Annotated in this window: 9 protein-coding genes; all 9 read right to left on the bottom strand. The window is 68.8% G+C overall.

The window, feature by feature from the left end; all coding sequences use genetic code 11:
- Nucleotides 1–338: 338 nt before the first annotated feature.
- The 9 genes from IPG72_10350 to IPG72_10390 all read right to left on the bottom strand — a co-directional run bounded on the left by IPG72_10350 (nt 339) and on the right by IPG72_10390 (nt 13,260).
- Nucleotides 339–791 carry a hypothetical protein gene (locus IPG72_10350; protein MBK6769382.1) on the bottom strand — a complete coding sequence of 151 codons (453 nt, stop codon included), beginning with the start codon at nt 789–791 and terminating at the stop codon, nt 339–341.
- A 114-nt stretch (nt 792–905) separates the two neighbouring features.
- Nucleotides 906–1,598: a DUF4386 domain-containing protein gene (locus IPG72_10355; protein MBK6769383.1), complete on the bottom strand. Its 693-nt coding sequence runs from the start codon at nt 1,596–1,598 to the stop codon at nt 906–908.
- A gap of 387 nt (nt 1,599–1,985) precedes the next feature.
- On the bottom strand, nt 1,986–4,913 hold the full coding sequence (locus IPG72_10360) for a hypothetical protein (protein ID MBK6769384.1): 2,928 nt from the start codon (nt 4,911–4,913) through the stop codon (nt 1,986–1,988).
- Nucleotides 4,914–5,119: 206 nt separating this feature from the next.
- Nucleotides 5,120–7,594, bottom strand: a complete 2,475-nt coding sequence (locus tag IPG72_10365; GenBank protein MBK6769385.1) for a hypothetical protein — start codon at nt 7,592–7,594, stop codon at nt 5,120–5,122.
- A 447-nt stretch (nt 7,595–8,041) separates the two neighbouring features.
- A complete protein-coding gene (locus IPG72_10370) occupies nt 8,042–9,361 on the bottom strand; it encodes an imidazolonepropionase (protein MBK6769386.1) in 1,320 nt (439 codons plus the stop codon).
- Between the two features lie 48 nt (nt 9,362–9,409).
- On the bottom strand, nt 9,410–10,834 hold the full coding sequence (locus tag IPG72_10375; protein ID MBK6769387.1) for a proline--tRNA ligase: 1,425 nt from the start codon (nt 10,832–10,834) through the stop codon (nt 9,410–9,412).
- 139 nt (nt 10,835–10,973) lie between these two features.
- Nucleotides 10,974–11,891, bottom strand: a complete 918-nt coding sequence (locus IPG72_10380) for a PhzF family phenazine biosynthesis protein (GenBank protein ID MBK6769388.1) — start codon at nt 11,889–11,891, stop codon at nt 10,974–10,976.
- A 30-nt stretch (nt 11,892–11,921) separates the two neighbouring features.
- Complete coding sequence (locus IPG72_10385; GenBank protein MBK6769389.1) at nt 11,922–12,218, bottom strand: ferredoxin family protein; 297 nt, start codon at nt 12,216–12,218, stop codon at nt 11,922–11,924.
- A 172-nt stretch (nt 12,219–12,390) separates the two neighbouring features.
- Nucleotides 12,391–13,260, bottom strand: a complete 870-nt coding sequence (locus tag IPG72_10390; protein MBK6769390.1) for a pilus assembly protein — start codon at nt 13,258–13,260, stop codon at nt 12,391–12,393.

The raw sequence follows: 13,260 nt of genomic DNA on the forward strand, positions 1-13,260 counted from the left end.
ACGGTGGCCGTGCTCGCCTGTGTTGCGCGTTTAGCATCCACCCGCCAAGACGGATGCTGAGACCATGAGAAGAATGCTGGCAACGAGGCGCTGGCTGCTCTGGCCCGTGCGGGCACGTACGGCTTTCGTGAGGCCGATCGCGACGACTCCGAGCTCGATCGCCACCGCTCCTCCCCAGTGGAGGATTGGGGAAGTGTCCGCCTGAACGCCTGCCTTCGAGACGGCTGAAAAGGGGTCACCGCCGTCTCGAAAAGGAAGGTCTTCGAGACGGCCAAACCTCGGATCCAAGGTGTTGGCGAGGAGAATCATCAACGGCCGCCGCGACAACGGCCCTGGGCTCATCGCTTGTCTGCCAACACCAGCCGCTGCCGTTCGCGCTCCAGCGGCGCGAGATCGCCGGCGCGGCGCAGGACGTATGGGTCGAACTCGTCCGCGTCATCGGCGTCGGCCGCGAACAGGCGCTCGCCGCGAACGACGTTGGCCGCCACGAACGGGTCGGCGTCGGCGAGTGAGATCAGATCGACGCGCTCGACGCCCAGCAACGCCTCGAGCGCCTGCGCCAACCGCACCTTGGCCTCGACGTCGAGGCGCACGTCGCGCGCGGCGAGCACGCCGATGTCGACGTCCGAGCCGCCCGAGCCCATGGCTTCGAGCCGACCCCGGTGCCATTCGACGACCTCGCCGGCGCGGCTGCCGAAGACGTAGAGGATCGCGACGCCGTGCGCCGCGCAGAGTGCGGCCAGCACGGCGTCGCGGTCGGACGACCCGGGTGGGACGGTGTGCGGGAGCATGGGCAGATTATGGGCACTTCCCGCCCCGGGTCGTCCGTCGGAGCTGGCCCGAGCATTGCACGATCCGCCGATGGCCGACGTCGGTCGCGATCCGCTCGGTCAGCCTGTCTCGCGCTACGCCTCCGGCGCGCCGGCGGCCACCATGCCCGCCGTGATCGGTGAGGGCTTGAAGCCCTTGACGATCAGCCAGACGCCCAGCGAGAACTCCCAGAGCGCGATCGGGAGCGCGGCGAGCCCCGCTTGCACGGACACGGATGGCCAGACGCCGAACAGGATGGCGGCGTCGGAAGTGAGGAGCGCGGCCGCTCCGATGAGCCCGAGCACGGGCAGAACGCGCGGCACCAGACGCGACTGGTACATCAGGGTGCCGAGCAACAGGCCGTTCACGGCCGGAATCAGGCTCTGACTGACGAAGAACGTCCGGTCGTACAGGGCGGCCAGCGTACGCCCTGCCACCAACGCCTCGGCGCCGGCTCCGGCCTGGCGCAAGGTCACGATCGTCAGGAGGCTGGCGACGCCGGCGAAGATCAGGGCGCCTTCCAAGACCCGCGAGCTGACGAGGCCGAGCGCCATCCCTTCGTTCTGCCGCTTGAGCACCGGGTACAGAGCGACCGCAGTGCCGATACCGGCGAGGGCCACGATGATCTCCAGGACGCCGCCGATGAGGACGCCGGTGTCCGGGCCAGGACCGACGATGTAGTTCGGATCGTGCACCGGAACGTAGAGGGAGAGGAGGGTCGGGATCGAGACGAAGGTGAGCACGTAGAAGACGCCTGCGACGAGCGCGGTCTTCCGCAGCGAGGTCATCGGGGCGCGCTTCGTCGCGGTCGGGCTGGTGGCGGTCGTCATGTCGTTCTCCACTCGGTGTACGGCATAGGTTTCCAGCCGAAGGGTCAGTGTACAGCATGGCTTCGCACAGGTGTTCCAATTTCGTGCCAGGAAGTCCCCCACTTCCAGGCTGGAAACGGGGGTTCACCCCCCGTGGTTCCCACGGTTTCCAGCCTGAAAACCCAGGACCGAACGCGCTCGCCCTCCAACCGCCCGCCCTCCGCCCGCAGCAACGCGACGGCCCGGCGCAGTTTCCCGCGCCGGGCCGTCGTCTCGTCTTCTACTGGTGGGCGCGGCTGCCGCGCCCCTGCACCACCGTCAAGGGTTTCAGCGCAGGGTCTGCGCGGTCACCCTCTTGGCCATCACCTAGCGATAGGTGATGTTCACCTGCCAGTCGTTGATCGTCCCCGCATCCCCGCCCACCAGGTCGGTGATGTCCAGCGACCACTGGCCGCCGGGGTCCGTGCCGTCGAACTGGTCGAGCGCATCCGGCGCGACGCCGGCGCCGCCCGGTGTGACGCGGAGGAAGCCCGACGGCGGGCAGACGCTGCCGATCGGCGCGCCGGCGTCGGAGTCCACGATGGCGAACATGTTGTCATCGGCGCCGCAGACCTGGTTCACGATCGTCACACCGATGAGCGCGTTGCTCGAAACATCGATGTTGAGGTCGCTGTTCCAGGTGTGGTTGATGTCGAGCGTGATGTCGACGTCGGCGATCGTGCAACCGATCTGTGCGCCGACCGACGCGAACGCCGAGGGCGCCGCGCCGCTCGCCGGGATGGCGACCGGGCAGTTGTCGCAGGACGCCGTCAACGTGTCCGGGCAGCCGCCGGCCGGGCGGTTGTCCGGGAAGCCGGCGCACAGCGGCAGCGGGCCCATGAAGCAGTACTCGAACACCGGCTCGCCCTCTTCGTCGTACGTCACGGCGAACGGAATGCCGCGGTCACCCGCCGCCTCGTCGCCCGGCACATCCTCGGAGAACTTGCCGCCGCGCCGCTCGATCGACACCGCGCCGAGGCCGACGAGGTTGCGCTCGAACTGCCCGCGGCCGCTGAAGACGTCATGCTCCCAGAACCAGGCGCTGATGATGGCCGAGCCCTTGAAGCCGTTGTTCACATAGCCCCAGGTCTGGAGGTCGATGTACTCGACCTGCTTCTCGTTCAGCTTCTGGCAGATGTAGTCCAGCAGGCCGTTCTGGTCGTAGATGTAGATGACCAAGTCCGTGAAGCCCGGCTTGGGCACCACGTTGGCGATCGCGATCTCGCTCGTCAGGCCGGAGCGGGAGAGGTCCTTCAGCAGGCTCGGGATGGCGATCAGGCCGACGCCGGAGTCCAGGCCGCCGCCCGTGCCGCTGGCGATCTGCCAATCGTAGATCTTGTGCTCGGGCAGCAGGTTGTAGGCGATCGCCTGCGTCATGCTCGTGCGTGCCGTGTCGGAGTACTTGATCAACGTCGCCACCGCCACGATGTTCGGCGAGAGCACGTTCGGCCCGCCCGGCGTGATCCATTCCTGGCTCTCGACGCGCGCGCTGCCCACCCAGTTGCCCGGCAGGTCGGCGACGACCGGCAGGAAGAACGTCTGGCTGCCGCGCGGGCAGACCCAGTCCACCAGCGTCGTGATGATGTCGCCGCCGCGGTCGAGGAAGTAGACCTTCACCTTGGCCGCCACCACCGCGCTCAGGTTCTGGACCTGAATGCCGGTGTCCCAGCCCTGGTACTCCGAGTACGTCAGCGGCGCGAACGCCACCTGGTTGCCGGCCGTGTAGGTCGCCAGGTTCGGGTCGAAGGTGTAGTTGATCTCGCCCGGCTCGCCGACGTACGTCATCAGCGTGTCCTGGACGGTGATGTCCACCACGACGCCCATCTTCTGCGTCGAGCGGATCCAGGCCGAGCCCTGGAAGTCCGGGCCGACGCAGTCGTTCGCGTCCAACTGGTACGTCTCGCCCGGCGCCAGCGTCGCGATGTCGCAGATCGAGGCGCGCAGGCAGTCGTCCAACTGCTTGAACCAGATCTCGAGCGAGCTGCACATCAGCCCGCCGTTCTGGATGTAGATGATGCTGTTCATCCCGGCCTTCGAGGCGTAGACGAGCGGCACGTAGAAGCTGTAGCCGCCGTACACCTCGTCGTACACGCCGAGGTGGTCGCCGGCGATGCCGTTGTACTTGCTGGTCACGTCGACGCCCGGCGTCGCGCTGCCGGGGCACGTGCGGTGCACGTCGACGGCCAGCGCACCGCTGCCGCGCGCCAGCGACATGTCGATGCCGTCGAAGAAGAGCCCCTCGTCGTACGCCTTCTTGAAGCGGCGGTAATCGTCCGCGTCGCCGACGACGTTGAAGAACAGCACCTCGCAGACGTACGAGCCCGTGACGTCATCCTCGGGGATCACGTCGATGCCGTCCTCGGTCAGCTGGCGCGCCGAGAGCTTGAAGAGGATGCCGGACTTCGAGCCCGTCGGCACCTGGGCGCCGTACAGGTTCCAGGTGGTGCCCGGCTTCAGCATGCCGGTGCACTCCACCTTCAGCGGGCCGGCGGCCTGCGGCGGGCAGAAGCCCGGCTCGCCCCACGTCACCAGCGCCGCCATCTGGTTCTCGCAGCCGACGTTCTGCACTTCGATCCAGGTCTCGCAGACGTCGTCCTGGCCGAGGAAGTTCAGGATCGGGAGGTGGACCTGACCGCCGAGCTGGCGGTTCGGGTCGACGGCCGGTCCGAGGTGGAGCACCTCGAGGAACGCGGCTCCGCCTTCGTACGGGCTGTCGAGGACCTCGATCGAAAGCGAGTGGCTGCCGGAGGGCAGGACGACCGTGCCGTGGCTGAACTGCGCGCTCAGGAACGCCTGGCCCGGATCGTCCTCGTAGATCGTGCAGTCCGGAGCGTCGTTGCCGACGCGCGGCGTCTCGAGGACGACGCGGCCGCGGTCGAGGATCCGGAACGAGTCGCCGGTGCAGAAGGCGTCCGTCACGTTCAGCGTGACGTTCGTCGGGTGCGAGAAGTCGATCGAACCCGGTACCGGGCCTGGGCCGCCGAAGCCGAAGACGATGCCCCAGCCGGCGAGCTGGTCGATGTCGTACTGCGCCGCCAGATCGGCGGTCCCCTGCGTGCCGAGCGCCCCGTCGGCCGACATCGGCAGGGCACCGCTGTCGTTCGGCCGGATGCCGCGGCTGTTCTTGCCGAAGTGGTTGAGCGCCCGCCCGTCGCGCGGCTTCTCGCCCTGGGCATGCGCCGACGAAGCGGAAAGAACGAACGCGGTCGCCACAACGGCGACGGCGACAAGCCGAAACAGGCGATTCAGGAGCAATCGACTCCGGACAATGCATGGTTTGGAGTTCCCTTCAAGCGGGCGGCCACCCCCAAGGACGGGCGGCGTACGGAGCCGGCACGCAACACCACCCTCGGCCGAAGGCCGATGCGGCTGGCTGTTACAACGCGGGTCGGGAGATCGGGATACGGGCGGCGTGGCGGCAAACGGTCACGATCGCGGGCAAGAGCGGGCCAGGAGCCGGGCTAGAAGCCCCCGTCCAGCGCGATCTCGAGCCGCACGTCGTTCACCCGCCCCGTGTTGAACGAGGCGGCGTCCTCCACCCGCAGGATCCACTCGCCGCGCGCCGGGACGCCGGTCAGCCCGTCCAGCTGGCGGTTCTGGCTGCGGTAGGCGGCGAATCCGGCCGGCGGGCAGACGCTGCCGATCGGCTGGGCGGCATCGTCGTCCAACAGCGCCTGCATGCCGGACGTGAAGCCGCATACCCGGTTGGCCAGGTTGCGGAACTGGAGCGCGCCCGGCGGGTTGTCGGACTTCGCCAGCCGGAGGATGAGATCCCCGACGGCCGGGTGCTGGATGTCGAGGCGGATGTTCATGTCGCTGATCCGGCAGCCCGGCGGAACGTTCACGTTGACGCGCGCGTTGGCCGAGCCGGCGTCCGGGATCGGCAGCGGGCAGTTCAGGCAGCGCGCCGTGACGGTGTCAGGGCAGGCGAAGGGATCGTTCGGGGCGCCGGGCACACCGGGGCACAGGATGTCGAAGAACGGCGCCGGGCCGTTCAGGCAGCGCTCGCCGCGGATGTCGGCCAGCGCGAACGCGATGCCGCGCTCGCCGGCGGCTTCGTCGCCCGGGATGTCCTCGCCGAGCACCGTCCGGCTGCGCTCGACGGCCATCGCGCCGAGGCCGACGAGGTTGCGCTCGAAGCGGCCCCACGGATCGAAGACGTCGTGCTCCCAGAACGTGGCGCTGATCACGGCCGAGCCCTTGAAGCCGTTGTTCAGATAGCCCCAGCGGTAGAAGTCGATGTACTCGATCTGCTTCTCGTTCAGCTTCTCGCAGATGAAGTCCAGCAGGCCGTTCTGGTCGTAGAGGATGATCGCGAAGTCCGTGAAGCCCGGCTTGGGCACGACGTTCGTGATCGCCAACTCGCTCGTGATGCCGGCCTTGCGCGTGTCCTTGAACAACGACGGGATGGCGATCAGGCCGATCCCGCTCTCGAGACCGCCGCGCGTGCCGGTGGCGATCTGCCAGTCGAAGATCTTGTGCTCCGGCAGGAGGTTGTAGGCGATCCCCTCGATGATCTGCGTCCGCGCCGCGTCCGAATACTTCACGAGCGTCGCGACGGCGACGATGTTCGGTCCCAGTACGTTCGGCGCACCGGGTGTGATCCACTCCTGGCTCTCGACGCGCGCGCTCCCGACCCAGTGCCCCGGCAGATCGAACACGACGGGCAGGAAGAACGTCTGGCTGCCGCGCGGGCAGATCCAGTCCACCAGCGTCGTGATAATGTCGCCGCCGCGGTCGAGGAAGTAGACCTTGGCCTTGGCCGCGACCACCGGACTCAGGTTCTGGACCTGAATGCCCGCGTCCCAGCCCTGGTACTCGCTGTAGATGAGCGGGGCGAACGCGATCTGGTTGCCGGGCGACGTATAGGGCGTGCTCGGGTCGAACGTGTAGTTGATCTCGGTCGGCTCGCCGATGTAGGTCATCAGGACCTCGGGGCCGATGATGTCGGCGACGATGCCCATCGGCTGCGACGCGCGCACCCAGGCGTTGCCGACCCAGTCCGGTCCGACGCAGTCCGCGGCGTCGAACTGATAGGTCTCCCCCGGCGCCAGCGTCGCGACGTCGCAGATCGAGGCGCGCAGGCAGTCGTCCAGGTGCTGGAACCAGATCTCGAGCGACGAGCACTGCAGGCCGCCGTTCTGGATGTAGATGATCGTGTTGAAGCCGCTGTGGCCGGCGTACACCAGCGGGACGTAGAACGCGTAGCCGCCGTACACCGGATCGGACGCGCCAAGGTGGTCGCCCGCGATCCCGTTGTACTTGCTGGTCACGAGCACGCCCGGCGTGTCGACGGCCGGGCACTGGCGCAGCACGTCGACGGCCAGGAAACCGGTGCCGCGAGCGCGGTCCAACGGCACGCCCTCGAACGTCAGCCCCTCGTTGTAAGCCTTCTTGAACCGCCGGTAGTCGTCCGCGTCGCCGACGACGTTGAAGAACAGCACCTCGCACAGGTAGCTGCCGACGACGTCGTCTTCGCCAAGGTCGACGCCGATGTCGTTCAGCTGGCGGGCGCTGAACTTGAAGACCATTCCGCCCTTCGAGCCCGTCGGCACCTGTGCACCGGTGAGGTTCCACGTGCTGCCGGGCCGGAGCAGTCCGGTGCACTCCACCTTCAGCGGACCGGCCGACTGCGGCGGGCAGAACCCGGGCTCGCCCCAGACGATCATCGCCGCCATCGCGTACTCGCAGCCGATGTTCTGCACCTCGACCCATGACGAACAGACGTCGTCCTGGCCGATGAAGTCCAGGATCGGCAGGTGCACCTGGCCGCTGAGCTGGGCGTTCGGGTTGACGCCCTGGTTGTGACCGAACCCGGGCGGCCGCTGCGCAAGCGCGACACCGCGCGGCACAAGGATGGCGGCAAGCGCCGCGCACAGCCCGAGCACGGCGCCGAGTCGACCAAGGCGCATGGGCGCGTGGCAGGCGAGTCGCATCGCGGTGACTCCTTGAACGATCTCGCGTGAGATCAGGGGGAAGTGAAGGAATGGGCACCGCGTAGCCGGGGGGGCCGCGGCGCCCGCACTAGATGACGGTACAGGGGGATCGGTTGATACGGTCAGTTGTCGCGCACCGGGGCGGATGATAGCGGTGCGGCTTCGCCGCGGCAATGGGGATTCCGTATATATAATGTGCGCCGCCGCCCCCCAAGGCCGCCCACCCGACTTCACGCGCGCCGCACGGCAGCGCCCAACGAGGAGCAGACGCACCCATGTCCCGTGGCTACCGACCCAAGCGAACCCGCAACGAGAAGATCGTCATCTTCATCGGCATCCTCGTCGTGCTCAGCATGGTGCTGGGCAGCGTCGCGTCGATCTGGATGCAGTAGCCGGTCTGAGTGCAGTTCGCGCACCGCGCCGATCGTCGCACCCGATCAGCCCCGATCATCGCACCCATCGGCCCCCCAGCATCACCCGCACCGCCCGGTTCGTCCCGAACCCGTACGCCAGCTCGCGCGGATCGTCGCTGTCCGTGAGCACCGCGTCCGCCGGACGCCCGACCGCCAGCCGCCCGGCAACGGCGTCGCGGCCGACGGCGCACGCGGCGTTGCGCGTGACGGCCACGAGCGCCTCCGCGACGGACAGTCGGCCGTAGCGCGTCCCGATCGCCAGCGCCAGCCAGAGGTTGGGGCACGGCGCGGTGCCGGGGTTCCAGTCTGACGCGAGCGCCACCGGAGCGCCGTGGCGGACGAACGCCGCGCCGTCGGCGAAATGGGTCGAGCCAAGGCCGATCGTCGTCACCGGCAGGAGCACGGCCACCGTGCCGCTCCTGGCCAGCGCGGCCATCTCGGCCGGCGTCGTGGCCACGAGGTGATCGGCGCTCGTCGCCCCGAGCTCGGCGGCGAGCGCCGTTGCACCGAGGTTCTCGAACTCGTCGCTGTGGACCTTGAGGCCAAGGCCGGCGGCCTTGGCGGCGGTGAGCACCGCGCGGGTCTCGGCGACGTCGAACGCGCCGGCGTCGCAGAAGACGTCGCAGAACAACGGGCCGCGCCGGCCGAGCGGGTGCGCCGCGACGCGCGGCAGCATGCCGATCACCTCACGGACGAAGGCGCCCCGGTCGGGCGCGTGCGCCCCCGCGTACGCACTCGGCAGCGCGTGCGCGCCGAGGAACGTCGGCACGACGCGCGCCGGGTGCGCGGACGCCGCCGCGGCGATGACGTCGAGGTGCCGCATCTCCTCGTCGACGGTCAGCCCGTAGCCCGTCTTCACTTCGACCGTCGTCACGCCATGGTCGACGAGCACGTCCAGGCGCGCCGTCATCCGCGCCACCAGATCATCGAACGACGCGGCGCGTGTGGCGCGGACGGTGGCGTTGATCCCGCCGCCGTTCGCCAAGAGGTCGAGATAGCTCGTCCCGGTCAGCCGCGCCTCGAACTCGTCGGCCCGCGTGCCCGCCCAGACCAGGTGCGTGTGCGCGTCGACCAGGCCCGGCAGCACGACGCGTCCGGCGGCGTCGACAACGTCCATCGCCCCGCCCCCAAGTTCCGCCCGTCCCGCACGCGCCGCATCGACGTGTCGCCACACCCCGTCGCGCGGCCCGACCGCCGCGATCCGTCCGCCGGCCACCGCGATCGCCCCGTCGTCGATGCGATCGACGCGCCCTTGCATGGGCCCTGCGAGCGGGCCGGGGCGGCCGTCGTCCATCGTGAGGAGCGTGGCGTGGTCGAGGACGACGTCGATGCGGGGCATGGTGTCGGTGTTCACGGTCGTCCCCTCGCATCGATCGGGCGTTTGGAAGGTGATCCCGCCGCCTCAGTAAGCCCGCGCGAACAACGCCACCGTCGACGTCTCTTTGCCGGTGTAGAAGCACTTTCCGGGCGCATCCGGCTGGTCGAACGGCAGGCAGCGGATCGTCGCGCCGTGCGCTTCCTGGATGGCCGCCTCGTCCTCGTTGCCGCCGGCCCACAGCACGCGGACGAAGCCGCCCTTGGCGAGTGCGGCCGTGAAGCTCGCCTCGTCGTCGGCGGCGTGCGTGTTGCTGGCCACGAAGGCCGAGGCTTGCGCATAGAGGCCGTCCTGGACGGCGTCGAGCAGCGCGCCGATCTGTCCGGGCAGGTCGGCCCGCGGCACCGTCGTCTTCGACCCGTCGTCGCGCCGCGCAACCGTCACGACGCCTTGCTCGACGTCGCGCGGTCCGATCTCGATCCGCAGCGGCACGCCCTTGATCTCCCACTCCGTGAACTTGAACCCCGGCCGCTCGTCGCGGTCGTCCACGTGGAGGCGCACGGACGTGCCGAGGGCGGCACGCAGCTCGTCGACGGCGGCCATCACGGCCGCCTTGCCGGCGTCGTCGCGGTAGATCGGCACGATGACGACCTGGATCGGCGCGAGGCGGGGCGGCAGGCGCAGGCCGCTGTCGTCGCCGTGGGTGAGGATGATGGCGCCGATGAAGCGCGTCGAGAGGCCCCAGCTGGTCTGCCAGACGTGCTGCAGCGTGTTGTTGGTGTCCAGGTACTGCGTGTTGAAGGCGCGCGCGAAGTTCTGGCCGAGGTTGTGGCTCGTGCCGCTCTGCAGCGCCTTGCCATCCCCGAGGAGCGCCTCGATCGTGTACGAGGCGTCGGCGCCGGCGAACTTCTCGCGCTCGGTCTTCCGGCCCGCGACGACCGGCACGGCCGCCTCGTCGTGCGCGAACGTTCGATAGACCTCGAGCATGCGCAGCGTCTCTTCCTGCGCTTCCTCGGCCGTGGCGTGCGCGGTGTGCCCTTCCTGCCACAGGAACTCGAGCGTGCGCAGGAACGGGCGTGTCCGGAGCTCCCAGCGCACGACGTTGCACCACTGGTTGATCAGGAGCGGCAGGTCACGGTAGCTCTGGATCCAGGTGGCGAACATGTGGTTGATGATCGTCTCGGACGTCGGTCGGACGACGAGGGGCTCCTCGAGCGTCTTCCCGCCGCCGATCGTCACGACGGCCAGCTCGGGCGCGAAGCCCTCGACGTGCTGCTTTTCCTTCTCGAGGAAGCTCATCGGGATGAACATCGGGAAGTAGGCGTTCTGGTGGCCGGTGGCCTTGAACATGCCGTCGAGTCCCTGCTGGATCCGCTCCCAGATGGCATAGCCGTACGGCCGGATGACCATCGTGCCGCGGACCGGCCCGTAGTCGGCCAGGCCGGCTTCGCGGATGACGTCGAGATACCACTGGGAGTGGTCCGTGCTGCGCGGCGTGATGCGCTCGGCCATGGTCGTGCTGTCCTAGCTGGAGAGGGGAGGAACAAGGCTTGTGAGCCTGTCAAGACCATACGGCCGATGATCGTTGCCTGAGGCGCATCCCGTCGTCGCGCCGGTCTTGATTGGGCTTGACAGGGCTTGGTAGGGAGCCCTAGAAGAAGACGGTGCCCTCGAGGCTGCGGACGACGTTGCCCCCGACTCGGATCGCCGGCACCGCGCCGGTGACGTCGATCTCGACCTCGACGAGGCTCGGCCGGCCGATCTCGTAGCCCTGCTCGCAGCGCAGCTTGAACGGCGGCCGGCCGAGGAGCAGGTTGTGGTGCGCCAGGAAGGCTGCCAGCGCGCCGTTGGCCGAGCCCGTCGCCGGGTCCTCGTCGATGCCGAGCGGCGGCGCGAAGACGCGGACGTGGACGTGGTTGCCCGGCACGATCGTCTCGCGGCTGAAGGCCAGCAGGCAGCCGGCGCCGAGGTCGTGCAGGAGATCCTCGACCGCTTGGCCGACCGGCAGCAGATCGCGCATCGTGGCCAGCGAGCCCATCGGGACGACGAGGCACGTCAGGCCGGTGCGGACGAGCGTTGGCGGCAGCGCGGTGCCGAGGATCTGCGCCGGATCCAGCGTGAGGGCGGCCGCGATGCGGCTCGATTGGCTCGGATCGACCGGCCCGAGGATCTCGGACGCGACGACCTCGGTCGAAACGTGCATCGCGCCGTCCGCCTTCGGCCGCCGCAGCGATACGGGCCGGAGTTCGTCCCCGATCTCGACGACGACGTCCGCCCGGCCGCCCGCCAGCGGGAGCTGGCCCGTCTCCGCCAGGACGTACGCCGTCCCGAGCAGCTGATGGCCCGAGTAGACGACCTCGGTCGTCGGCGTGAAGCACCGCAAGCCGAACGCCGCCCCCGCCGCGTTCGGCGGCACGACGAACGACGTCTCGGCGTGGCTCATCCCGCGCGCGACGCGCTGCATCTGGTCTGGCGACATCTCGCCCGGATGCGGGATGACGACGACCGGGTTGCCGCCGAAGGGGCTGTCGGTGAATACGTCTGCTTGGATGAACTGGACCTTGCGCACGGTGGACCCTGGGGTGAGGGGACGGGCGGGCTACTTGAGCCGGCCCATCTCGTAGAGCTGCACGCCGGCCTCGTAGCCGGGGCCGGCGGTGAAGAAGCGTGCGTTCAACGCCGTGTCCCCGGCATGTGCCTCGGGCACATCCATCTCCGGGAAGATCGCCTCGGGCGGGCAGGCCGGCACGCACGCGCCGCAGTCGATGCAGATGTCGGGGTCGATGTAGAAGAGCGGCCACTCGGCCTCGGGATGGCCCGGCACGATGCAGTTCACCGGGCAGACGTCCACGCAGTCGCCCTCGCGCGTGCAGAGGCTGGTGATGACAAAGGCCATGGCGTTCGCTCCTCGATGCTCGCCCCGGTCCTTGCGTGCCGGACGGCGAACGGACCGCCGGCGTGATGACGGCCGGCGGTCCGCTGAAGGCTCATCTTGCGCGGCTCGGCCGCACCGGTCGCGCATTGTAGGTCGGTCAGGGCGATGGGGCCAACGCCGGCGCCATCGTCACCTACGGCCGAATCCCAAATGTCGTCGTCACGGTCGCCGTCGGCACGATCGGCGTGGCTGTCGGATCGGGCGGCACGGTCACCGTCGGCCAGCCAGGCGTTGCCAAGCCGAAGCGCCAGCCGATTTCAGGTCCTTCGACGCCGAGCCACCGCGACTTGTCGTATTCCTGTCCCTCGCGCTGGCCCCACCAGCGCGGGCACTGCACGTAGCCGAGCGCGCGGTCCTGGAGGGTGATCATGCGCCACGAGTCCGTGAACGGGATCGTGACCCACCACGGAACGGTGAACGAGCTTCGGATGAGGAAACGGACGTTCTTGTGGTAGAGATAGTCGCCCATGCTGGCGGTGCCGCGCTCGCCGCGGACCTCGTTGCAGATCTGGACGAGCGTGCCGTTCGTCGGCCCGTACTCGTCGCCTTCAAAGACCGGTGACGCGTCGCTGCTGCCGGTCAGCGCCGGCTCGGTGACGCTGATCAACAGATTGGCGTCGATGTACTCGGGAATATAGAAGCGCAGGTCGCGCAAGCGGCTGACGATGATCCGCTTCGCCTCGATCTCGTAGAAGTCCTCGGGGATCGCCATCGTGCCCGAGATCTTCTCCGTCGGGCTGAACGGGTTCATCTGCTGTGTTCCGCTGATCTCCCAATAGCGCGCCTGCTCACCGATGTGGCGCGCCGCCTCCTGTGTGCCGCGGTCCAGCTGCCACTTGATCACCAGGAGCATGATCAGGTAGAAGATCAACATCACGAGCAGGAACAAGAGCGGCAGCGTGACGGCGGTGGTGAGCATCGAGCTGCCGCGACGGTCCTCGCGCCAGCGTTGGCCGAGGGTGGTGGGCACAACGGGTGCGCCGTTGTTCGCTTCGTTCGTCAT

It is taken from the genome of Candidatus Avedoeria danica (genome assembly GCA_016703025.1).
Taxonomy (GTDB): domain Bacteria; phylum Chloroflexota; class Anaerolineae; order Epilineales; family Epilineaceae; genus Avedoeria; species Avedoeria danica.

Coding starts and splice junctions, on each gene's coding strand:
- IPG72_10350 (MBK6769382.1), bottom strand. CDS start 791: ATGCTCCCGCACACCGTCCCACCCGGGTCGTCCGACCGCGACGCCGTG.
- IPG72_10390 (MBK6769390.1), bottom strand. CDS start 13,260: ATGACGAACGAAGCGAACAACGGCGCACCCGTTGTGCCCACCACCCTC.
- IPG72_10375 (MBK6769387.1), bottom strand. CDS start 10,834: ATGGCCGAGCGCATCACGCCGCGCAGCACGGACCACTCCCAGTGGTAT.
- IPG72_10355 (MBK6769383.1), bottom strand. CDS start 1,598: ATGACCTCGCTGCGGAAGACCGCGCTCGTCGCAGGCGTCTTCTACGTG.
- IPG72_10365 (MBK6769385.1), bottom strand. CDS start 7,594: ATGCGACTCGCCTGCCACGCGCCCATGCGCCTTGGTCGACTCGGCGCC.
- IPG72_10385 (MBK6769389.1), bottom strand. CDS start 12,218: ATGGCCTTTGTCATCACCAGCCTCTGCACGCGCGAGGGCGACTGCGTG.